The 23,507-nt window shown below is 35.7% G+C and carries 17 protein-coding genes and 1 pseudogene; 6 read left to right on the top strand and 12 right to left on the bottom strand.

The features are described from left to right. Positions 1-179: 179 nt before the first annotated feature. Positions 180-1,328 (top strand): aldo/keto reductase, encoded by a 1,149-nt coding sequence (locus Q0W04_RS00350; protein WP_298498680.1) that lies wholly within the window; start codon positions 180-182, stop codon positions 1,326-1,328. 299 nt (positions 1,329-1,627) lie between these two features. On the opposite strand, the pseudogene Q0W04_RS00345 reads toward Q0W04_RS00350, so the two are convergent. Next, positions 1,628-4,198, bottom strand: a pseudogene (locus Q0W04_RS00345) (DEAD/DEAH box helicase); the annotation flags it as partial. Positions 4,199-4,509: 311 nt separating this feature from the next. Between Q0W04_RS00345 and Q0W04_RS00340 the strand changes: the two are divergent. From Q0W04_RS00340 to Q0W04_RS00330, 3 genes are read left to right on the top strand one after another with little or no spacing between them, the layout of a single operon-like run. Continuing rightward, positions 4,510-6,981: a DEAD/DEAH box helicase gene (locus Q0W04_RS00340; protein ID WP_298498674.1), complete on the top strand. Its 2,472-nt coding sequence runs from the start codon at positions 4,510-4,512 to the stop codon at positions 6,979-6,981. 11 nt (positions 6,982-6,992) lie between these two features. Then, entirely contained in the window at positions 6,993-8,198 is a 1,206-nt protein-coding gene (locus Q0W04_RS00335; protein ID WP_298498671.1) for a hypothetical protein, read from the top strand. Between the two features lie 34 nt (positions 8,199-8,232). Next, complete coding sequence (locus tag Q0W04_RS00330) at positions 8,233-8,907, top strand: DUF169 domain-containing protein (RefSeq protein WP_298498668.1); 675 nt, start codon at positions 8,233-8,235, stop codon at positions 8,905-8,907. Here Q0W04_RS00330 and Q0W04_RS00325 read toward each other — a convergent pair. From Q0W04_RS00325 to Q0W04_RS00315, 3 genes are all read right to left on the bottom strand, one after another. Continuing rightward, entirely contained in the window at positions 8,899-9,552 is a 654-nt protein-coding gene (locus Q0W04_RS00325; RefSeq protein ID WP_298498665.1) for an NTP transferase domain-containing protein, read from the bottom strand. The two genes, Q0W04_RS00330 and Q0W04_RS00325, sit on opposite strands and share 9 nt — an antisense overlap. A gap of 23 nt (positions 9,553-9,575) precedes the next feature. After that, complete coding sequence (locus Q0W04_RS00320) at positions 9,576-10,763, bottom strand: hypothetical protein (protein WP_298498663.1); 1,188 nt, start codon at positions 10,761-10,763, stop codon at positions 9,576-9,578. 62 nt (positions 10,764-10,825) lie between these two features. Then, positions 10,826-12,112, bottom strand: coding sequence for a Mur ligase family protein (locus Q0W04_RS00315; protein ID WP_298498661.1), 1,287 nt, complete (start codon positions 12,110-12,112; stop codon positions 10,826-10,828). A 120-nt stretch (positions 12,113-12,232) separates the two neighbouring features. Here Q0W04_RS00315 and Q0W04_RS00310 point away from each other — a divergent pair, with 120 nt between their 5' ends. Next, positions 12,233-12,628 carry a nuclease gene (locus Q0W04_RS00310; protein WP_298498659.1) on the top strand — a complete coding sequence of 132 codons (396 nt, stop codon included), beginning with the start codon at positions 12,233-12,235 and terminating at the stop codon, positions 12,626-12,628. Positions 12,629-12,651: 23 nt separating this feature from the next. Here Q0W04_RS00310 and Q0W04_RS00305 read toward each other — a convergent pair whose 3' ends face one another. From Q0W04_RS00305 to Q0W04_RS00270, 8 genes are all read right to left on the bottom strand, one after another. Beyond that, positions 12,652-15,402 carry an AAA family ATPase gene (locus Q0W04_RS00305; protein ID WP_298498657.1) on the bottom strand — a complete coding sequence of 917 codons (2,751 nt, stop codon included), beginning with the start codon at positions 15,400-15,402 and terminating at the stop codon, positions 12,652-12,654. After that, positions 15,399-16,616, bottom strand: a complete 1,218-nt coding sequence (locus Q0W04_RS00300) for a DNA repair exonuclease (protein WP_298498654.1) — start codon at positions 16,614-16,616, stop codon at positions 15,399-15,401. The genes Q0W04_RS00305 and Q0W04_RS00300 overlap by 4 nt, the downstream gene beginning before the upstream one ends. A gap of 156 nt (positions 16,617-16,772) precedes the next feature. Next, complete coding sequence (locus Q0W04_RS00295; RefSeq protein ID WP_298498652.1) at positions 16,773-17,180, bottom strand: hypothetical protein; 408 nt, start codon at positions 17,178-17,180, stop codon at positions 16,773-16,775. Between the two features lie 9 nt (positions 17,181-17,189). After that, positions 17,190-17,615: a hypothetical protein gene (locus Q0W04_RS00290; protein WP_298498650.1), complete on the bottom strand. Its 426-nt coding sequence runs from the start codon at positions 17,613-17,615 to the stop codon at positions 17,190-17,192. 172 nt (positions 17,616-17,787) lie between these two features. After that, the gene (locus tag Q0W04_RS00285) at positions 17,788-19,290 is read right to left on the bottom strand and encodes an ATP-binding protein (RefSeq protein WP_298498648.1); all 1,503 of its coding nucleotides are present in this window, start codon (positions 19,288-19,290) and stop codon (positions 17,788-17,790) included. Beyond that, positions 19,284-20,354, bottom strand: a complete 1,071-nt coding sequence (locus tag Q0W04_RS00280; RefSeq protein WP_298498646.1) for a DNA double-strand break repair nuclease NurA — start codon at positions 20,352-20,354, stop codon at positions 19,284-19,286. Before Q0W04_RS00280 ends, Q0W04_RS00285 begins: the two co-directional genes overlap by 7 nt. Positions 20,355-20,417: 63 nt before the next feature. Continuing rightward, a complete protein-coding gene (locus Q0W04_RS00275; RefSeq protein WP_298498644.1) occupies positions 20,418-21,170 on the bottom strand; it encodes a geranylgeranylglyceryl/heptaprenylglyceryl phosphate synthase in 753 nt (250 codons plus the stop codon). 97 nt (positions 21,171-21,267) lie between these two features. Next, positions 21,268-21,414, bottom strand: a complete 147-nt coding sequence (locus tag Q0W04_RS00270) for a 50S ribosomal protein L40e (protein ID WP_292741479.1) — start codon at positions 21,412-21,414, stop codon at positions 21,268-21,270. A gap of 246 nt (positions 21,415-21,660) precedes the next feature. Here Q0W04_RS00270 and Q0W04_RS00265 point away from each other — a divergent pair, with 246 nt between their 5' ends. Beyond that, a complete protein-coding gene (locus tag Q0W04_RS00265) occupies positions 21,661-23,505 on the top strand; it encodes a right-handed parallel beta-helix repeat-containing protein (protein WP_298498642.1) in 1,845 nt (614 codons plus the stop codon). Positions 23,506-23,507 lie beyond the last annotated feature (2 nt).

Raw genomic sequence — 23,507 nt, 5'->3', positions numbered from 1 at the left:
TTACAACTCCTTATAATAAGTATTAATATTTTAAGTTTAGTTTTATCCATTTATAAATATATTTAATATTTGGCCGATATTGGAGTATTACTAAACAGTTTAAAAAAAATAAATTAATGTTGCAATTAACAACACTTAAATAATTCAGTAATACTAAATTATATTATAGGAGATACATTATGACTTATAAATCTAAATTCGGTTTCGGATGCATGAGACTTCCTCAAACCGATGAAAAAGACCCGACAACTATCGACCAGGAATTATTCAATCAGATGGTCGATATCTATATGGAAAAAGGATACAACTACTTTGATACTTCCTATGCATATCACAACGGAGCCAGTGAAACTGCAATCAGAAAGGCAGTAGTCGAAAGGTATCCTCGCGAATCATTCAAGATATGTGACAAGATGCCTACCTGGGCATTGACAAGCGAAAATGACAATGAAAAGTTTGTAAACGAAATGCTTGAAAGATTGGGAATTGACTACTTTGATGTGTTTTTCATTCACAACATTAACGTACCATGGCTGAAAAATGCTAAAAATGCCAAAACTTTCGAATATGTTAAAAAAATGAAAGAGGATGGAACAGCAAAACAAATCGGTTTCAGCTTCCATGACAATTCCAAATTGCTAAAGGAAGTTCTGGATGAATATGGGGACATGTTTGACATTGTCCAGCTGGAGCTGAACTATCTTGACTGGGAAGATCCTGCAATCGAAGCACACAAATGCTACGACTTATGCGTTGAACATGGCCTTGACGTCTATGTGATGGAACCTTTGAAAGGAGGAGTTATCGTTAACACAAACGATGAAATTAAAAATGAATTCAAAGAGTTCAACCCAGACAAGTCAATAGCAAGCTTTGCAATCAGATTCTGCGCTTCACTTGACAGTGTTAAAATTGTCTTAAGCGGAATGAGCAAAATGGAAGATCTGCTTGACAACTGCGATACATATGACAATTTTGAGGTTTTAAGCGATGAAGAAAGAGCATTTTTAGAAAAGATGGCTCAAAAGCTTAAACAAAACGTTGCAGTACCATGCAGCGAATGCGGATATTGTGTGGATGCATGTCCTGAGATGATTCCAATTCCGGAATACTTCAACCTGTACAATACAAGCAAAAACCAACCTGAATCAGACATATACAGATTGTATTATGATAAATTGGGTGATGAAAAAGTACCTGCAGACGAGTGTACCTATTGCGGAACCTGTCTTGACCACTGTACTCAAAAAATAGATATTCCGGATAAACTTGAAGAGGTTTGCAGCCATTTTGAAAATGGTTTCAGCCCTTATGCAGGCGCTCCTTAGGAAACCCTCATCTTTAATTCCCTAACCATTTCACCATTTTTATTTATTTTTGAAGCTTTTCTGTAATATTCAACTGCCTTTGGAAAGATTCCTGAGTGGTAATAAATCAATCCCATCAATGCTAGTGCATCGCCGTTCCTGTCATCGAAGTTGATTATCTTTTCGAGAATTTCAGCTGATGTGTCCAAATCACCCTGCACATACAAATCGTATGCTTCCTCATACATCACTTCAACATCATCAATGGATTCGAATTCCTCTTCATCGGATTTTTCAGGTTTTGATGAAAGCAGACTGTCCAGTTCATTGGCCATTTCATTGGATTTATCAATGCTTAATGCCTTTTTAACAAAATAGAGTGCAATATCGTTCTGCTCCTGATTGTATAAAATCTGACCCATAAGTGCAAGTGAATTGACATGCCTTTTATCAATTGTCAGAATGCTGTTTAAGATATCCTTTGATGTTGAATAGTCATTTTTGTTAAAAAGCTCCAATGCCTCACCAAACAATGATTCAACATCATTCTCTTCACTTTTCTCAACAGTTTCTTCAACGATTTCCTTTTTGGGAGTTTCACTTTTGGAAATTAACTGTGTCATATAGTTGAGAATGTATTTTGTTGCATTTTTGTGAAGCGGCTTGTTATCGTTTCCGCATTTCGGTGAATATATGCAAGCAGGACAACCGCTTTTACAGTTGCAGTTTTCAAGCAAATCAACAGTGGATTTAAGCAAATCGACAAATACGTCAACCGCCTTTTCACATATTCCGATTCCACCTTCATAACCGTCATAGATGAAAATGGTTGCCTCCTGTGTATCTTCATGATAATTGGTTGACAGACCCCCTATATCAAATCTATCACACATTGTATGAAGTGGGAAAAGACCAATCAGTGCGTGTTCAGCGCCGTGAAGACCTCCTGCAAAGACTTCCTCTTCAGAAAACATATCTTCCAAAGTGTCCTGAACCTGTTTTGGAATTGTAAACCATAATCCTTTGGTTTTAAACTTCAATGGAGGTAAATCCAAAGGATATGTTCCAATCGGTTTGGAAAAATGCATTTTTTTATATTTATAGTAATCCTCTCGAACAGTAAGCTCACCAAAGTGAATAGTCAGGTTTCCGTATTTGGTTTTAGAAATTTTCTTTTCTATGTTGATTTCTGTCTTATTCAAAACCATCGTATGATAATCTACGGTTTTTTGGCTCACGTTGACAAAACCGTTTTTTAGATTGACACTATTTACAACATATGTGTCTCCCTTGTTGATTAGAATGGCTCCTTCATGGGCTTCCCTGTATACTTGGGACCTTTCCATTGTCTCGAGAAGCCTTCCATTATTCATTACCTTAAATTCCTGACCTGAAATCTGGTCAAGGGAATGGTCCAGTGCAGGATTGTCATCATAAGGATACATATAGTCCCCACGGATATTCTTATGAAGATCCTTTTTTGAAACCAGAGCATCAAGAATTTTTTCATCGACTCCAAAGTATTTGGAAACCTCACCTGATTTAATCGGCAGTTCCTTGGCTGCACAAAGTATATGCGCCTCCTGCAAAATAGGATTTGTCAGGTCTATGATTGCGTTTTCATGAGGCTTGTCAAAGAAAAATGAAGGATTGTTCATGAAATACTGATCAAGCTGGTTTTCAAAAGCAATCAAAACAGCAAGAGATTTTTGGTTGCTTCTACCTGCCCTTCCTGACTGCTGCCATGTTGATATCATGGTTCCTGGATATCCCGAAATGATAACAGCGTCAAGCGAACCTATGTTGATTCCCAATTCCAATGCATTTGTACAGGTAACACCCAAATATTTTCCGCTTTTAAGGCCTTCTTCAATTTCCCTTCTCTCCTGAGGACGGTAACCTGCACGATAAGCAGCAATCCTATGGGCCAGCTTTCCCTTAATTTGCGTCATGTCCTTTTTGGCCCACATAGCTATCAGTTCAGTGGTTTTTCTTGAAACAGTAAAACACAACGTTTGAATTCCCTTAAGCATCATATATATGAATATGTTTTCAGTTTCCATGTGCACTGAAGGAGCATTCTGCATGTTTACCTTGTTTCTTCGGTAATTTTTAAAGGGATTGTACATGATGAAGTCCTTTTCTCCGCTCGGTGATGCGTCCTCATCAACCAAACTGAACTGCTCGCCAGTCAATCTGTTTGCAAGCTCCAACGGATTTGCCAGTGTTGCAGATGACAATATGAACTGTGGATTTGAACCGTAAAAATTGGCTATCCTTTTTAATCTCTTTATGAGAAATGCGACATTTGAACCGAAAACTCCCTTATAGTAATGGGCCTCATCGATTACGATATATTTCAGATTCTTGTAAAATCTTGTCCACTGATGGTGCCAGGACAAAATCAAATGCAACTGGTAGGGATTTGTAAGAACGATCCTTGATTTGTCCCTGATTCCCTTTTTATCTTCCCTGGGAGTATCACCATCATAGGTTCTCGGCATGATATCGATTTCGAGTTCCCTTTCTAGGTTTTCAAGAACATGCAGCTGGTCATTTGAAAGGGCTTTTGCCGGATAGATATAAAGGGCCGTTGCATCCATGTCATCAATCATCATCTCCATAATAGGCAAATTGAAGGCCAGAGTTTTTCCTGAAGCTGTCGGTGTTGTAATTATAACGTTTTCATTGTTTTTTATGGCCTCATATGTATCGGCCTGGTGTTTGTAAAGCTTGACATCCCTTGAATCAAGATAATCTATGATTTTTTCATTTAAATTGTCAACTTTCTTAAAAGTAGGTTCTTTTGCTGGTATTGTCTCAACATGTGCAATATTATCCCTATATCGGACATCATTTTTAAACATATCAATATTGTTAGGCTCAGACATAATAACAGCTCAATTAAGTTAACAATTATATTTTAAATTAGCATAATATTTAAAATATTTGTTGTTTTTGGAATTAATTTGATAAGAAAAATAGAATCTTGATTAAAGTCAGGAATATTAGATTCCCAACTTTTATTTATACATATTATGGAAGGATATTTCCTCCATGAATATAGTTTGATGTTTATAATAAATAATTTTTTTTATTAAATCCTTGAAACTTAAAAAATATTACTCTTCAAACGCTCTCTCATTCATTATATAAATAAGGTCGGACCATAAATTAATTATTATAGACTACGAGGGAAAAAATGATTTCATATGATAAATTTGAAGACATTGTAGTAAATACACTTAAAAGAGATATTTCTTCAAATCTAAATCAACAAAAAGCCATACTGTCTGAAAATGACAAATCCCTTTTCATTGTAGCGGGACCCGGATCAGGTAAAACAACCGTTATTGTACTTAAAATATTGAAATACATTTTTGTTGACGGAATAGAACCGAATGAAATAGTGGCTACAACATTTACCAGAAAAGCTGCTGATGAGTTGAATTCAAGAATTTTAAGCTGGGGAGATCAAATCAAAAACCACCTCACCGGCGAGCTTGATGAAAGCGACTTTGGAGACATTGAAAAAATTCTTGAAATCGAAAGGATTGACTTCAACCAAATCAACATCGGTACCACAGACAGCATTGCAGAAGAGCTTTTGAGGGAATTCAGAAAACCCGGAGAAACACAACCTGTCATCGTTGAAAACTTCGTTGCAAACTCCGCAATGATAAAAATCCTCATTGACACAAAGAAATATCTTGATACAAATCTCACCGACTACCTTAAGCAGTTAAGCGGAAGGCAAAAGCTTGAAGAACCATCACTTATGAGCAGATACCTCATTGAAATAAAAGACAGATTATGCTATGATCAGGTGGACATTGATGAGCTTTATGAAAAGACAGACAAGGACAGCGGTCTTAGGATTGCCCTTGAATGCATCAAGGAATATGAAAAAACATTGAACAGTAGACATGCAATTGATTTTCAGATGCTTGAATCTTCATTTCTTGAAAAGCTAAAAAACGGAGAACTGAACGAATTTTTAGAGGACGTTAAAATCGTTCTGATTGATGAATATCAGGACACAAATCTCATTCAGGAAGACATCTACTTTACAATAGCCGAGTCAGCATTGAAAAACAATGGAAGCATAACCGTTGTAGGCGATGATGACCAGTCACTTTACCGCTTCAGGGGAGCAACCGTTGATCTGTTTACCAATTTCAAGCAACGTGCAAAGGACAGACTTGACATTGACGTTGATGAAATCAACCTGACAACCAACTACCGCTCAACCGAAAACATTATCGACCACTGCAACAAGTTTGTTGAACTTGACAGCGAATATCAGAATGCACGAGTTGACAACAAGCCAAAAATCACCGCACCCGATTTCGAAAAGGAAAAGATGCCTGTTTTGGGAATGTTTAGAAACAATCCTGAAATGCTGGCGCAAGACCTTGCCAGACTGATAAACAATCTCGTGAATAAGAAAAAAGCAGAAATAAAAGTCCTACAGGTTTTAGATGAAGAGTATTATAGGCAGATTGATGGCGATTTGAATATTGCAAAATTACAGGAAATCAAAAGAAGAAATATCCAAAAGGGAAAGGAAGTCAAAACCATTACACTTGAATTGGATGAAACATATGGTTCATCAGCGGATTTGGCAATATTATCATATTCCCCTAAGGAAACACAGTACGGCGGAAGGTCATTTCTTCACCATTTAAGAAAAAATCTTAAAAGACTCAGAAAACCGATTGAAATGTTCAATCCTCGGGGAATTGAACTTCAGGATGTCAACATTGTTGCAACATTTTGCGGACTGATGCTTGAATGTATCGACCCGGAAGGTGAAATACAAAAGTCAGACAAGGACATTCCAAATCTGGCCAGGCGGAACATGACCCGATGGAGAATGAGTGCAAAGGAATACATCAAATTGAATCCCGAACCACATCATCCCCAATCATTAAGTTCATTTGTCATTAACTGGCAGCAAAGAAGAGTAAATCTCAAAATGGACGATGAAGGAAGAGAGATAAGGCCTGAAAGTGCAAGTCTCATTGACCTTGCATATGGATTGGCCATCTGGATAGAGGAATTCTATGATGATGCCGAAGGAATCGTATATTTCGAATCCATAACAAAATCCATCACACAAACCGGATTTTTCAACAAGTACCATTCACAAATATCATTTAAAGATAAAGAGAAGGAAACCGAATCAATCAAGGAAGCAATATGGAACATTTTCATACCTCTCTCAACAGGAGGAGTCAATCTGGATGAAAGCCATTTTGAAACACTTCCGGAAGACAGAATCAATGTCCTATCAATCCACCAGTCAAAAGGATTGGAATTTCCTTTGGTCATTGTCGATGTGGGGTCAATGTTTAAGAACAACGACATCAGAACCCAACACCTCAGATTTCCAAAATCCCTTAAGGATAAAGAAACAATCGAGGACAGCATCAGGAAATACAGTTCCCTCGGTGAAAATCCGAGAAGTGAAAAGGACAGGCAATTCGACGATTTGATACGCCGTTATTTTGTTGCATTTTCAAGAGCGGAAAGCGTACTGCTGCTTGTCGGACTCAACCCATCGATTGAAGGATATGTAAAGAAAAATCAGCATTTTGACATACCGAACATTGCTCTTGGATGGAGCAGGGATGAAAAATATGTTGGATTTAAGGAGATTTACCTAATTTAGGAGGATTAAACATGAAAATACCCCCAAAATCAAAATCATACATGATTCCGGAATACAGCCTTACCGGAGATTTGCTATCATACATCACATGCGGTCTTCAATACCGATATCAAAATAAGGGAGCCCTGCCACCGTCAAAGCCAGTTCAAAGATGGTTCGGAGAATTCATTCATGGTGTCATGGAGGAATCGTTCAACCAATGGAAATTCGGCAAAAAAGAATTCCCTTGGGATTGGAAAGATGATATTCGGCCGATAGAAGATGAAATTGATTTGAGACTGCAGGTCAGAGGACTTTATCCCCATGATGAAGACTTGTTTTTCAGCATCAATCAGCCAGGACAGGATTTGAAACGTGAGGACTTAAACGAACATGACCATAAAAAGTTAGCCAGCGCAAGGGCTGAAAAGGCAATAAACATCTGGGGAGAGCACCTGTTCCCCCTGATTGATTCTGCCGAACTGCTGATTAAGGGGCTGCGCCCAATGCCAAATTATGACAAAAACATAAGCAGATCCAATTATTACGGAATCAATGGTGTAGTGGACGTGCTGACATCTACCAAGATAAACAGGATGCATGAAGAGAGAACCTCCGCAAATAACAACAAGATTGTCAATTTCATCAAAAGCAACATCAAAGAAAACAGTATTGGAGAATATGAAATCATTATCGATTATAAGGGAATGAAAAGACCTCCAATAAAGGTTGCAGACCCTCTTTCCGAAGACAAATGGGAAAACCACAAACAGCAAATTCTCACATATTCCTGGCTTCGGTCCAAACAGGAAGATGCCAAGGACATTTCAGCGGGAATAATCCTTTATCTCAACGAACTTGTACCCTCAAAAGAGGACCTTATGATGATAAAAGAGGAAATTAGAGATAACCTGACTGATGTTCCTCAAAACGGAGAATTCGAAAAGGACGTTGAAACAATAGAAAACTGGAAAGAAGAAGATAAGGCACCTGAATTGAGCGATGAATTTAAAATTGCCCGTTCCATCAGATTCATTGAAATCAATGACAAAGAAAAAAGAAAAGCACTCAAAAAGTTTGATAATGTGGTTTGCGATATAGAAAATTCACTTATCAGAGAAATGAAAGGATGTAAAATCCAGGACGCATGGAAAGCGGAAGCCGATAAAAGGACCTGTTTAGCTTGTGATTTCAAGACATTCTGCAAACATAACAGTGACATAACAAAAAACATTTAAAATTAATTAACCATATTATTAATTAGGCGATACCATGACTAATTTAGAAACAAACAAAAAATATTGTGAAGTCATCGAAAGTAAAATTAAACTCGATGCAAAACCAGTGGCAATGAAATTAATCAAAACCTCTAACGACCTTCCTGAAGGCTACGATTTAATCGATGAAAAAATCAGACATTGCGAAATGGTTAGAAAAGCATCCTTGGGAAACAAATTTTACTCAACTATCGATGAGCAAATGTGTTTGGGAGGAGCTGGAGCCATCGGACTTAGAGACATGCCTGAAAAATTGGCCAACGGTGAAAAATACTTCTCACTTGGAAGATTTAAAGACTTGGAAACAGCTAAAAACCTTACTGCAAAACTTTCAATCATAAAAGATATTTCCTGGGGAATCATTTATGCTCCTTTGGATGAAGCAGACTTTGAGGCTGACGTCATTCAAATCATCACAGAACCTGTAGGCGGAATGCTTCTTGCACAGAGTATAGTTTATAAAACAGGTGAAAAAATCGAACCTTCATTTGCAGGAATTCAATCATTATGCGGAGATGCATTTGCAAACCCATATCTTGCAAAAGGAGTTAATTTCACATTGGGCTGTGACGGTTCCAGAAAAGCAGCAGACATTAAGGATAATGAAATGACTGTTGGAATTAGTTCCGATATGATTGAAGAAGTGATTTCAGGTTTGGAATCAATCTAGAAGATTTAAATAATCTTCATAATGATTAATATTCAATAATTCTTTTTTATTTTTTTCCTTTATTCCATAAAACGTATAGCCATCAGCAAATATTTTTCTCAAAATCGGATTTAGGTTGTCATCCTCATTTTCCAGATATTTCATAAGATTCAATCTTGGAGCTACAAATGGCATTCCCAAACCTTCTGCAGTATCAAGCAATCCTGTTTTTCTTCTTCTTAAAATTGAAATCGTATGAAAAGGGTCGTCACTGTTCTGACTTACTTCAATCATTTTATTGAATGTTTCTGTAGAAACTGTAGGCTGGTCAGCGGTAATGCATAATGCAAAATCAGAGTCAATATTCGACAGACCATTGTACAATGATACCGATAAACCTACATCAACCGGATTGTTTTCAATGAATTTTACATCATCTTTATAATTATCAAAAATAGCTTCCCTTATTTCACTGGAATAATGGCCAAGTACCACAATGCATTCATCAATATTTGCGTTTAGTGCATTGTCAATGGTAGTCTCTATAACTGTGGAATCCTTGAAAGGTAAAATAAGCTTGTTTTTCAAATCAATGTTTCTGGCCAATTGATCTTTTCTCATTCTGGAATTTTTTCCAGCCGCTGTTATAATAGTTGAAATTGTCATAAAAAAAGAAAAAAAGAACATATTCACTGATTTGGAATATATCTTGTTATTTGTGCATAAATACCCATTCCAGTACCTGAACCTTCAGTCCACATGGTAATTTTAACTGGGTAGTCATGATTGTTTGTTACTGTAATGTCACTTGCAGGGTTATAACCGAACAATACTGCATTTTCAGAACCATCCATACCAACAGGCAAGCCAAATCCTTCAGCAAGTACTGCTGCTCTTAATGCTCTAGCTGATGGACATACACCGTGTGCTGCACTTCCACCAGGAGCTTCTGCATCACTGGCTGATTCAAAGTAAACATAGTCCTTACCTGAACTTGTAGAATTAGGCGGTATGATAGTGCCGTTCCATGCCTCTACGAACTGTCTGGCATTGATTTCTCTAACCCCATCACCATATTCAGGGTGAGAACCTAATGATGTTCCATAAACCTCACCATTTTCTTCAGTATAGTTTCCTGCATACAACAGGATTGGTGAACCCGTTGGATACTCCGCTGCATAATCGGTTACATCCTTACCGAATATTATTGGAACATCCTGTGATCCGATGTCTGATCTTCCATCGGAAAATCCTACAATACCTTTTTCCAAGGTAAATGTTGATCCGACAGATGCATCATAATTATACCAGCTTACAATAGTGTCATTGTTATAATAATCACTTGTGAAATTCAAATCCTTAATTTTATCGGTAGGAACTGATTCTATGACTTTTCCACCCTCGATTATGTCAACTCCAGTATCTGTTTTACATAAAAGTTTATAAGGTGTACTGTATCCCCATACATAGGTATCAGGTCCCCTAACAGCCAATTTATCTCCTTCATATGTCAAATATCCCGGTCCTTCTATATCCTTTGCATTTCCATATGAATCGATACCTTCACTTGCAACTGTTGTGAAATCAAAAGGAACAATACCAGTACTCAATGACATGAAAATACCCTGAAGATCCAGAGCCAATAACTGGTGAGTTAAAAAACCAAAATTATTTAATAATGGCACTTCAATAGTCTTGTTTACACCAAATATTGATTGTCCTTCGAATATTGATTGACCTACAGATATATTATAATCATCAGCAATGGTTTGACCTGTGTAAGGGGCACTATTCACAAATGAAAAAGCAAATAATAAAATACATGCAAATAATATTGCTAAAAATATTGTAACGGATGTTCTTCTCCAACTTCTCATTTACTCCACCTATAATATATAACAATAATTAGTATAAAATTCAATATATAAAAAGATTATTGTTAATCTGACAGTTTTTGAGAAATTAATTTGATTCTTTCCTGAATGTCAATGATTGTATCCTGACCGTTACCCCCTATTAGAATGGCATCCTCATGAGAGTATTCCGCAACCAGTTCAATAATCTGGTCCAGTGAATTGACAGTGATGATATTTCCGGCATAACCCAATGAATTAAGCCTGTAAATTGCAATGTCCAAGGTATCATCCAATCCCGGAAACAACACAATCACTTCAGGATTATACTTAACCGCAACATCCAGGATATCCAGCCTGTGCTCCTCATTATGGCGAGGAGTTCCAATGAAAAGGGCGTAGAAATCCCTTTCAGCCAAAATTGAAGCCAAAGCATCTGAATTGTCGGTTTTTCCAACATAAACTGAAGCATCATTTATCTTATATACATCCAATCTGCCTTCAACAGCCTTAAAGTCAGCCAAACTGGATTTGATAATATCCTTGGATACTTTCAGTTCACGTGCAATGGCTGTTGCAAGACCTGCATTGAGCAGATTAAATTTACCGAAAACCTGCAGTTCATCCTGATACTCAAAATAAGGAATATATCTGCTGGCAGATTCCTTGAAATCACTGTTGAAATCCTGATTGAAAGCAGTAAATATTAGTTTATCTTCAAAAAATCTTACCAGTGAATTCTTATAATTGGCAATGGTCTTGTGGACATTCATGTGATCGTTGCCTATGTTTGTAAGCCCAATCATGTCAAAGTCAAAGCAGTATCTGCAGAAATCCAAAGTCATGTCACATACTTCAACAAGCAAAATGTCATATTCACCTTCTGAGGCTTCAAGAATCAAATCATAGTATCCTGAAAATCCTCCGCCGCCGTTTCCTCCAACCAGCACTTTTTTGCCTGCTGCTTCAAGAATTGTTTTTATCATGTGAACAGTTGTTGTCTTGCCGTTTGTTCCTGTGATGCCTATTGTGAAAATATCCTTATGTCTGTCGACCACATCACTTAAAAGTTTGCCATCCATCAATAGGCGATTTGCAAATGCTCCCCCATACATGCTGGGACTTATAGCTATTGCATCACACTCCTCAATTGCATAGGGATTGGTAAAACCCAAATCCACAGTAATTTTTTCACCTACTATCGATACTGTCTGTTCGCTATCCATCAGATTCATGGAAAGTAACGGCAAATCAAGACCATCCAAATCAACGTTAATATTTAAATCAGTAGCGTAAACCTCCCATCCATGTTTTAAAAGAGAATTTACAGCTTTCTTTCCTTCTACTCCTAATCCTATCACTGCTGCTTTCATAAAAAACTAATCCTTAAAAAAATAATTCTTATAAATAGTTATTATTTTAGGATTAATAAATATTTTGAAAAAACAAATTATTTTATAGTAGAATAAAAATAATTAAAGCAAGGTGATTAAATGTTTGAAGATGAAAAAGATGATAAAATTTACAATTTAATTATTTCAAATGGCATTGATGAAAACAGGGAATATGCACAATTTACAGAAAAACTGTTTTCCAAAGTGAAATTTTTATGGAAGGAATCCATATCCGGAGATTATTCACTGGCCGGTGAGGCATTCTACAGCAAAGTGGACAGAATCATATTGCTTGCAGGCCTCTACAACAACAATAAGGAATTGTTCGAATCATTACTTGAAGCTGGTGAAAAATACGACATACCAATCATATTGGTCAGACCTTTGGGACTTGAAGAAGTTCCGGAAATACTTGAAGAAAAAGCTGCAACAATTGTCGGATGGAATGCAAACTGCATCATTGACTCTGTAAAGGATGCAGATGAACTGATGTAAAAAAAAGAATTAAAAAATGATATTTAAACTATAACATTTGAAATACCATTTTCTTTTTCAACTTTAATCAGATTGTCAGCAGCATTTTCAAGCTGACTTTCATGAGTTACAATTATCATTTGCGGCAATACTGACATGTCCTTCAACAGATTGATGAGTTCATGTTTTCTTGAGCTGTCCAAATGAATTGTAGGCTCGTCAAGTAAGATTGTATCCAAATCCCCTTTAGACATTGCCTTTGTAATACCCAATCTCAATGCAAGGGCTATAGCGATTTTTTCACCACCACTAACCATGCTCATTGAGGATTCTCCTTCAGGACCATATACTGTAACGTCGTATTCATCATCCAAGGTCAAATCGGAATAGTTGAAATTGAATTCCTTGAAGAATTCCTTTGTATACATTTGAATTAAAGGTTTGGAAATGCTTCTAAGCTCTTTTTGAATACCGTTTTTATCATATAACTCACGGATATGCTTCAATATTTTAATATAATCTGAAACGTTGTCGTACTCTTTTTGGAACTGATTGGCTGTTTGTATTTTTTCACCCAATTCCTTGAGATGAACGATAGATTCACGAGCCTGACCCTTAAGTTCTGAAAGTTGGGAGTTGAAAGAATTAAGCTGTCTTTCATACATTTCATATCTGAATACGATATTTTCGTATTTTTCCTTATCATACAAACAAGCTTCAATCTTATTTTCAATGATGTCCTTTTGGTTAATGCTGACACCGATTTCCTCTTTGATATTATCATGCTGAGTCATCAGGGAATTTTTATTTTGGATGAATCCTTTAAGCTGATTGTACTCCTCATTTTTCTGTTTTAAATCGGCAATACGATTTTGAAGCTCAGATGCGCTGATATCACCACTCAGATGAGGATCCTGTTCAATGGCCAATTTGATATTTTTAACATGGACATCAATCTCATTTTTTACCTGTTTCAGTTTATATTGAGCATCAGTTTCGCTTCCTAAAACTTCCAAAGCACCTTTAGCCTGGTTATAGGCATCATGAGATTTTTTGTTAGCTTCACGGGCAGTTCTTTCCTTGGCAATCACCAAAATAAGTTCACCAAGTTTGTTGCTGATAAACTCTTTGGATTCAAGACCTTCATCAATCTTTTTTAGCTTAACAAGTTCGTTTTCCAAATGGTTGAATTTATGCTTGTATTCTATGATATCCTTTGAGAGAACATCAAGATTTTCAAGTTTATCCTCATGGCTTTGTTTATTTTTGGCAAATAATTTGACATCTTCCTCATATTGGGAAATCATTTCAGTATTCTTTTCAATATCTGATTCATACTGTTCAATCAGATCTCTTTTTTTATCATCATCAATATCTGATTGACAAACAGGACATTTGTTATTGTCAACGCCTTCCAGTTCATCCAATGGTTTTTGACAGGCTTTAATATTCTGTTTAAATACCACAATTTCCTCATTTTTGGATATGATGTCCTGTGACAAATCTTTGATTTTTTGAGAGGTTGTCTCGGTTAAGTTATTGGTTGCCTCTTCAAGATTATTGAAATCATCAATTGCAGCCAATTCATCATCAGACAAACCACAATCATCCAATTTATCTTTAGCTTTTGAGAAAAATTCCTCAATTTCATTTCTTTCATTTTCAATGGATTTTAAAAGGTCTTTTTTATCCTTTTCCAATTTGGCCATAGCTGCCAATTCCTTTTCATAACTGACTTTTTGATTATCCAATCTGGAAATCTTTTCATCTGAAGCCAAAAATTCATTATGTCCTTTTTTATTGTCCTTAACGATATTTTTTTGCTCATCCATAGCTGATAATTTATCGGTAATCTGTTTTTCGTCCTCTTTTAATTTCTGAATACTTACTACAGACTTTTCAAAATCAAGATAAACATCCAGCTTTGAGACATATTTTTCCAATCTGGAAATCTGCTCTTCAGCATCCCTAATCTTATCCAGATTTTCCTGAACCATTCTCTTATCTGCTTCGAATTTTGCCAGATTCTTTTCTTCGCTTTCAAGGTTATGGACAAGGTTTTCATAAATTTCCTTTTCCCTTTCCATGTCTCTTTTACTTTCGGAAATTTCATTTAAGGACTTGGTTGCATCGTTGATTTGGCTTTCAAGCTCATGGCCTTTTTCTTTAAGAGTGTTCAACTCTTCCTTTTTTCTATCGTAATCTTCCTTTAGTTCAGAAGAATTGAATAATTTACCCTCAAGTTCAGCAAGTTTCTTTTCATAATCATTTATGAAAGGCAATAAGTTTTTCCAAGCTTTTTCAAGAGAATCAATACCCAATAATTTGGCTATCAACTGTTTTTTCTCGGCAGGTGTTTTGTCAACCAGTTCTGCAATTTCACCCTGCCTTATGTAAATGGCATTTAAAAACAAATCGGAATCAATGTCCAATATCTGGCGAATTTCCTCATTGACTTCCTTATCACCAGTACATATATGCATAAAACCACCATCAGAAGAGGTTTTTGCAAAAAGGGATGATTTTAGAGCGGATTTCTTTTCACGAACTATTTTATATTCCTTGCCGTTTGAAACGAACTGCAATTCAATTGACATATGATTTGAATTGTTTCTAACCAGATCATCAATTCTTTTTGCGGTGTGCTGTTTGAATAAAGCAAAGCTGATGGCTTCAAGGATTGTTGATTTTCCAGCACCGTTCTCACCAACAATAACGCTTATTCCCCTATCAAAATCAATGGTAGTATCTTGATGAGATTTAAAATTATTTAGTTTTAATCTTGTGAAAATCATTCCAGAACCCCCTTAAAGGTTACTTGAATATCATCTGTGTCTTTTTCACTCTCCTCTTCGTCGTCTTCACTTTCCAAAGAAGGATAATGCTCAATGAAATACTGATCAATCAACTCCTGGGAATCTTCAAGTTTGTCTTTTGAAAGGAAGTTATACAAATCAACAGCCAATTTTTGAACATCCTCGTTTTCATAACCTTCCAATTTCTCAATAAGCAGTTCTTCAGGACCTACTGGAGAGTCCCTAGTTAGTTCAATTTCAATTTCATCATCAACAAGATTGAATGTAGGCCTGATCATTAAAGACAATTCGCCAAGTTCCCTGTTAATCAACTCATATATAATACCAGTATCGGAATCAACATTGTTTATCTCTAAAATCAGGATAGGCTTTTTGTCAAAATCCTTGATGGTTTCCTTTATTCCATTAATTCCGCTTTCCAGGTTATGATAATCTAGAGACCTTTTAATGAATTCTCTTGAAACATCAACCTTTACCCTTTTGATTTGTGGTTTGGAACCATCAAAGTCAACCACGACAAAACCTTTGCCGTTCAGGTTGTAGTCTTCCAGTTCATCTGTTTTCCAGATTTCACCGGATCCCGGATAAACCAGTTTTCCTTTTCCGAAATCAGATACAATATACTTATGAATGTGACCCAGCGCATAGTAGTTGAAATTGTCGGGAATGTCACCTGGTTCCAGTTCATACTGATAATCAAAGTAATTGTCAATACCCTGATGCAAAACAAGAATTGATTTTTCATGATTGGCTGCCTTTTTGGACAAATCAACCAGTTTTGATTTTAAAACTTTACTTTTGGATGCTGGATAAAACGGCAGTCCCGCAATGAAAATATCTCCATGCATATAATTAGTATTTATTGGACTTATAACTTTCAAACCCATTTTTTTAAAAACAACTTGCGGAGGAATTGATCCCTTACGCAATGTAGAGTCATGATTTCCTGCAATTGCATACATGGGAATGCCCGCACCTTTTAGCTTTAACAATCCTTTTTGAAATTCCAAAAGTGCCATTGGAGATGGTTTTGCATTTTCAAACAAATCCCCACTATGTATTACAAAGTCTACTTTTTCTTCAATTATTTTATCAATAACCTTTCCAAATACTTCATAAAAGTCTTTTTCACGCTCAATTAAACCAAATTGGCGATAACCTAAATGAGTATCTGCTAAATGTGCAAATTTCATTATATTACCTTTTTTTAATTTATTGTATATAACCAATTTAAACACTATAACAGTATTTAATTGAATAATATTTTATTCGATTGTATATTTAATGGTTTGCTAAGAGAGCATTTGAGGAGTAATAATAACCAAAATCAACTTAAAAAAAATGAAGAATTATCTTTTAATTTTATCCTTATCCAATAATGCAGGCATTAACATTAACTCAACCATCAAATCCAGTTTTTGTCTTAATGGTCTTAATTCAAAAGAAATATTTCTTAAAGTTTTCATAACTCCATTATCAAATGTGTATCTGTCCACTTTAACATTTACAACAATATTTGACAGTGAATCAAATTCAGGGTCAATACTATACATTAAAGAAAATTCACCATTTGGAAAATTTGAACTTAGGTATGGATGAAGTTCTTTTAGCAAAACAATTAATCCTCTATTAGAATTTATAAAATCGTACACTTCCTTTTTATGTTTAATTTCATAATTATCTTTCAATTCATTTAACTCATTTAAAAATAAACCTTCATCTGACTCCAATTTATTAACGTAATTTAAATAATCCATATTATCAACTCACACAATATAAGGCGGATTAACCTTTAAAGAATTAAGAGAATTGAAAGCAGTTTCCACATCTTCCAAAATCTTTTCTAAGTTTTCTTCAAAATAACTTAAACAATCATCACCCAGATCATAATCTGCATGATTTCTCATTTTTCTTAAAAATCCAATTATTTCACCTAGCTCATATTCTGTAGAATCATTAGAATTAATTAATTCCCTATATATCCTTTCATGAATATTCTTTCGACTATTAAACTCATAAAGATTTTTATCATTTATCAAATATTGTCTAGTAGAACCAAAAAGAGAATAATAATGCCTACTTATTGCACATCTAATATGAGATTCATCATAATGCATCATTAATTCATCCGCAACTTGACGAAAATCTTGCCATTGAAACATTTTTTTTATATCCTCAAAAATTGTTTTCACATTGAAAAATTGCTTTCACATTGGAAAATTGACCCCACATTGAAATATAATTCTCCAAATTCCATTTCAATTATTAATATCGATTAAATAATATAAATAAGTTTCTATATAGTCCTATACAATATAACGAAGTCAAATCAATATTGAATTTAAAAAATAAAAAAAGTAGGGATTAATAATCGTATCCCATGTCTTCTGATTCCTTTAAATCATGTTCAAGCTCTTCAGCCTGTCTTTGCTTAATGTTTTTAAAGTGAGATACAATGTCCATGTCATCACCATGGCGACGGCCCTTAAACTCATCAATTTTAACAAGAGTCGGTACTTTGCTCATTAAACCCAGTACAATAGCTTCACCTACATTTAAAGAAGGAAGCTGATTGACAAGATCCTGAGAGAGGCTTTCACTTGCTGATTGAACATGTCTTTGGTCTTCGGGCTCAACAAGCCTTAGGATAATCATGTTGTTCATCTGTGACAATGCATCATGGTCAACGGTTTTCGGTGATTGGCTTACCAGACATAAGCCCAAACCGAATTTACGACCTTCCCTTGCAACCCTTTGAATCCATCTTTTAGAATCTGAATCACGTCTATTTGGAGCCAAAATATGGGCTTCCTCCAATATAAAGAATACTGAATTGTCCATCAGTTCGTCCTTATTGCCGCTGTGGGCAGCATTCTTGGACCTTTGAAGTGAATTTCTAAGGATGTGGCTTACAAGCACGCTTGCAACAGATTCATCCACCTGGCTTAAATCCAATACGTTAACATGGGCAGGTTTGATATTTGAAAGGATGTTTGCTGCATTTTTGTCGAATAGCTTGGAATACCTGTCCATTGAATCATCGATTTTGTTCATTACATCAACAATTCTTTTATCTGAACTTTCATCAAGAGATTCCTGATAGAGAATATCATACATAATCTGTAAAAAGTTATTTGAATTGGCCTTTCCGTTTTTAAGATTGTCTTTAGCGGTTTTAAATGCCTTTCTGAAGAATCTTTCCTGAAGATAGGCATTTGACGGAATGTTGACCAGCTTTTTGATTTCATGAAAATCCATATAGTTAGGATTTATCTTTGGCCTTATGATATTTACATCGCCGTTTGGAAATTCCGCATCCTTATACTCGCCATGCATGTCAAAAACGAATACAGGCACACTGTATGTCAGCAGCTGATCTATCAAAACAGATACAGTATTGGATTTTCCGGCACCTGTCATGGCCAGAATGGCAAGGTGTCTTGACAGAATAGGGTTTGCATCAACATTGACATCGACATCACTCTGGTTTACTAAACAACCAAGTTTAATCGGATTTGCAACCTTGAATATCTCTGACAACACTTCTTTGTCCGCCAATTTGATTTCTGTTCCCGGAAGAGCTGGTGTTCTTGGCAATTTCAAATTGTCATTGACATCCCCTAAAATCTTTACCTTTCCTCTGATATAGTTGTCTTCAACTCCTATTTTGGAAATTTTTTGAATGGCTTTAAAATCGTTAATGTCTACATTTAAAGCATCGTTTCCCCTTATAAGATTTTCAACCATTCCCAAAACCTTTTTGCCGTCATATTCTATGGTAACATATTCCCCTACTTTAGGCATCTTGTCAGAAATGAATGTTATTTCTGAAAGGGATGTTTCTCCTACACAAATTCCGACTACCATGACATCACTTCCCTGTTTGTTGTTTCATAAACTTTAGCTATCTTCAATAATTCCTTCATGTTCCTGTCCGTAATCACAACATCATTGTGTGCCTTATTGAGCAAATACGGATAACCCTGAACGGTCAACACGTTAATTTTTTCCACAATATCCAAAATTTCCTTTTCTGAAGCCTTATATGGCAATTCAACCTTTAAAACATTTTTGTTGTCCTGCAATCTCACGTAGAATATGGTGAATTTCAATTGCTTGAAAAAGTCATTGAAATACGGAAATGCCGCATTCTTAAATACCCTTCGATATTCCAGTTTTGATATTCCCTGCTTTTTGGTGAACTTGTCCAAAAAGGCAATGTCCGGAATGTTCCACCCGAACAGATTGTTGTCGGATGAGGTTTTTGCGATTGAAATTATTTTGCTTTTGTTTTCAAGAAGCTTTTTTAGAAGGATAATCTTTTCTATTGAAGCAAGATGCAAATCAAAATCCTCCCTGTTTTCATATTCCATTTTAACGCTTACATCAGCAAGGACACGTTCCTTTATCTGCGGAAATACAAAACCGTAAGGGGTCAGCTCCAGCCTTCTTTCAAATTCATTCAAAAGACTTTCATCAAGATTGTCCTTTATTTTTAAAGGCAGTTTCGCGCCCTTTGGAAAAGCATTCTCCAAGTCTCCCAATATGGATCCGTCAAACATGTAGTAGTCCACATTGTACTCTTCAATTGATTTCAGTGCACATTTGAGTTCATAGATTGACATGTAATTTCCCAAAAGCTCATCGAGAAACGGAACATGCGAAATTTCAAATATGTCTGCATCGTCAATCTTTTTTATTTCACCATCATATATTATGGATTCGGCACCTACGGCACAGAAATTTGTTGTCAGGAATTTCTTTTTGTTGAAGCTTCCGTCGCCTGCTGCGATTGAAAACTCTTTGGAACTTTCCTTAAACGGTCTTTCAAACCAGTTCCATTCCAGTTGGGATTCGACATTATTGTCTGATTCCATAGGTTGGATATTTCCTCTTTTAGCGATGGCCTTTTCATATAGTGAATTTAACATAATATCTCCTGATATTAGTTATGTTAATATATTAAAAAAAAGTATGGTAAGAGCAGTTGGTGACTACTCCATTGAAGCTTTTTTGATAGCTCCGGTTAATTCTTGAATTTTAGCTTTAACATCTGCAACCTCTTCGACAACTGTTCCGGTTACAATAATGTCTCCTCCAGCTTTTGCTGCCATGTAAGCTGCTTGACCGTCACGAATTCCTCCTCCGACAACAAGGATGTTTTTTGGAGCGGCCTTTTTGGAATATGCGACCATTTCCACTGGAATTGGCTCATCCACGCCAGAACCTGCTTCAAGATAGAAGAATTTGATTCCGAAAAGTTCAGCAGACATTGCGTAAACTGCAGGTATTTTAGGTTTGTTTCTAGGTACAAGATTTGCATCACCAACCCAACCGACAGTTCCTCCAGGTGCAACGACCATATAATGCATGGACAATATTTCCATTCCTGAAGCTTTAACTGCAGGGGCAGCTATTGCCTGAGCACCGTTAATCCAGTGCGGATTTCTAGAGTTTACATAACTCATATAAAATATTGCATCGGCATATTTACTTACACTGCTTGTATTTCCAGGAAAGATAATAATCGGAACTGCAATGTTTTCAGACAATATTTTACAGGTATTGTCAACATCGTCACCGTTAACGGTTGATCCTCCAATCATAATACCATCGGTTCCGCCTTCAATAGCCTGAGTGGCTATTTCCAAAGCCTGTTCCGGAGTTTGTTCATCCGGGTCAATCAATGTAAAATGTATTTTTCTTGTTTTTAGAATATCTCTGATATAATTTTCTACGTCCTTCATAAAGATTACCTAAAATAAGATTTATAAAAAATGATATATTAAATTAATTGTTAAAAATAAGAAAAAAATAAAAAAATAGTAAAAAAAGAGAATATGTCTATCCTCTTGGTTCTTTAGCTTTGTATCTTAAACCTTTGTAACCGCATTTTCTGCAGGTAGTTGCACCAGCAGGGTTACGAGCATTACATTTTAAGCAGATTTTTACATTGAACATTCTGTTTTCTGCTACTTCAAATCTTGCCATTAACAATTCCTCCTTATAATCGTGAAAATTTAGTAATAATAAAACCGTTATGAAATCAGCATAATCCAGTCTTCATAACTATTAATTAATTATTTTACTTTAATAGTATTTAAATGTTTAGTAAAAAAGAGTCAAAACAACTAAAACCGCTTATAGAAAATAATTATTATTTTTCAATATTTAATAATGATGTAAAGAAATATTTAAATCTTTTTAAATTAAGACTTATTAATAAAGGTGTTGTACATGGGGTTTAGTGACTGGCTAAAGAAATCTTCTAAAAATCAAAAGGAAACTCTCAGAAAAAAAGAAGCTGAAATCGATGAATCACCCACCGAACAATTTTTAAATGCAATACACAGCGGTGGAAAGGAAATCATTATAAACAGCGATTTTTATTTAACCGAAACCCTCGTACTGGATGTTGACGATATTGTTCTGGACGGCCAGGGTCACACCATCCAGCCAAGCGGCAGAAACACCCCAATTCTAATCGTTAATGCAAACAACATCACCCTAAAAAACATCATATTTAAAAAGGCAAGCTCAAATACCGATGGGGCAGCCATCAATAACCTCAAAGGCAATTTGAATATCATCGGCTGCAAGTTCATCGGAAACTATGCCCATGACAGCAACGGCGGTGCCATATACAATCTGGAAGGAAAATTAAACATTGAAAAATGTGATTTCATCGATAACCGTACCGAGAGAAACGACGGCGGAGCCATCTACAATTTCAACGGCGAGCTTAATATCGAAGGATGCACCTTTGAAAACAATTATGCCAAATTCGGAGGAGCCATATATAATGGAAATGCGTTAAATCTGACTGGTTCAACATTTAAAAACAATTCCGGTTTGAAGGGCCCTGCAATATTCAACACATTCAACTCAGATGCAACCTTAAGGTACTGTGAATTCAAAAGGGACCAAACGGACATGCTTAAAAATAAATTTGAAATCCACAATCAGGGAACGGTCAATATTGAAAGTGCTCAAAAGGAAGAGCTTGAAGAGATTACTCAAGGTGGATTTATCCACATCAACAGCGAAAATGCAAAAACATTTAAAAATCTCAATCTTATCATATCCAGCGGTGAAAAAGAAATAAAACTGGACAGTGACATCATAAACAAGGAATTCAAAAAGGGCATTGACATTGACAAAGACAATCTGGTCATTGACGGATGCGGCTTTACCGTTGACGGACTTGGAAAAGGAATATTCAATGTTACCGGCGAAAATGTCACGTTGAAAAACATCAACTTCAGAAACGGATCATCAACTGAAGGAGGCGCAATCAACAACAAAAGCAACTCCCTGAAGATTATCAACTGTAATTTTGACCGCAACATTTCCAATGCCGGAGGAGCCATCAGCAATGAAGGTATTGCAGATATTGAAAACTGCAATTTTAGAAAAAATTTCGCAAATGAAAGTGATGGCGGTGCAATCAACAACAAAGGTGAATTAAACATTAACAACTGTGACTTTTTAAGCAACACAACCGATGAGAACGGCGGTGCCATAAACAATACAAACATAGTGAAAATCGACAACAATTGCAATTTCATATCAAACCATGCTAAAAACGGAGCATCAATAAGCAATGGTGAAAATGCCAAATTAACACTATCAGACGCCAAATTCAAATCCAACAGGGCAACAAATCAGGGAAGCATAATATATAATGACAATATTGCCCATATGGAAAAATGCGAATCCGAAAACAATATTTCCACCAAATATTCAAACATTATTTATCAGACCGGTGGAGAAAACAACAAATTGAACCTTAAAGACTGTTCATTTTCCAGAGACAAATACAACAACAATCTAATATATGTCGAAAACGGTTCCTGCGATATAAAATCAACCCAATTCGACCTTAAAAAAGAACATGAAAATTCATATGCAATCTACAATGAAAACGGAATATTGCAGCTTGAAAATCTTGAATTTGGAAACGTGAATAACGAATCAATTTACAACGATAACAAAATTTATATTAAACAGGGAGAAGATATTGAAAAATATGTTAAAACAGGCAGTAATGGTTCTCCTTATGAATATAACACTAACATATAGGA

Source organism: uncultured Methanobrevibacter sp. (assembly GCF_947170395.1).
GTDB lineage: Archaea > Methanobacteriota > Methanobacteria > Methanobacteriales > Methanobacteriaceae > Methanocatella.
The sequence above is the reverse complement of the archived record's forward strand: the minus strand, read 5'-3'. Positions and strand labels throughout refer to the sequence as shown.

Coding starts and splice junctions, on each gene's coding strand:
- Q0W04_RS00350 (WP_298498680.1), top strand. CDS start 180: ATGACTTATAAATCTAAATTCGGTTTCGGATGCATGAGACTTCCTCAA.
- Q0W04_RS00340 (WP_298498674.1), top strand. CDS start 4,510: ATGATTTCATATGATAAATTTGAAGACATTGTAGTAAATACACTTAAA.
- Q0W04_RS00335 (WP_298498671.1), top strand. CDS start 6,993: ATGAAAATACCCCCAAAATCAAAATCATACATGATTCCGGAATACAGC.
- Q0W04_RS00330 (WP_298498668.1), top strand. CDS start 8,233: ATGACTAATTTAGAAACAAACAAAAAATATTGTGAAGTCATCGAAAGT.
- Q0W04_RS00325 (WP_298498665.1), bottom strand. CDS start 9,552: ATGACAATTTCAACTATTATAACAGCGGCTGGAAAAAATTCCAGAATG.
- Q0W04_RS00320 (WP_298498663.1), bottom strand. CDS start 10,763: ATGAGAAGTTGGAGAAGAACATCCGTTACAATATTTTTAGCAATATTA.
- Q0W04_RS00315 (WP_298498661.1), bottom strand. CDS start 12,112: ATGAAAGCAGCAGTGATAGGATTAGGAGTAGAAGGAAAGAAAGCTGTA.
- Q0W04_RS00310 (WP_298498659.1), top strand. CDS start 12,233: ATGTTTGAAGATGAAAAAGATGATAAAATTTACAATTTAATTATTTCA.
- Q0W04_RS00305 (WP_298498657.1), bottom strand. CDS start 15,402: ATGATTTTCACAAGATTAAAACTAAATAATTTTAAATCTCATCAAGAT.
- Q0W04_RS00300 (WP_298498654.1), bottom strand. CDS start 16,616: ATGAAATTTGCACATTTAGCAGATACTCATTTAGGTTATCGCCAATTT.
- Q0W04_RS00295 (WP_298498652.1), bottom strand. CDS start 17,180: ATGGATTATTTAAATTACGTTAATAAATTGGAGTCAGATGAAGGTTTA.
- Q0W04_RS00285 (WP_298498648.1), bottom strand. CDS start 19,290: ATGGTAGTCGGAATTTGTGTAGGAGAAACATCCCTTTCAGAAATAACA.
- Q0W04_RS00280 (WP_298498646.1), bottom strand. CDS start 20,354: ATGTTAAATTCACTATATGAAAAGGCCATCGCTAAAAGAGGAAATATC.
- Q0W04_RS00275 (WP_298498644.1), bottom strand. CDS start 21,170: ATGAAGGACGTAGAAAATTATATCAGAGATATTCTAAAAACAAGAAAA.
- Q0W04_RS00270 (WP_292741479.1), bottom strand. CDS start 21,414: ATGGCAAGATTTGAAGTAGCAGAAAACAGAATGTTCAATGTAAAAATC.
- Q0W04_RS00265 (WP_298498642.1), top strand. CDS start 21,661: ATGGGGTTTAGTGACTGGCTAAAGAAATCTTCTAAAAATCAAAAGGAA.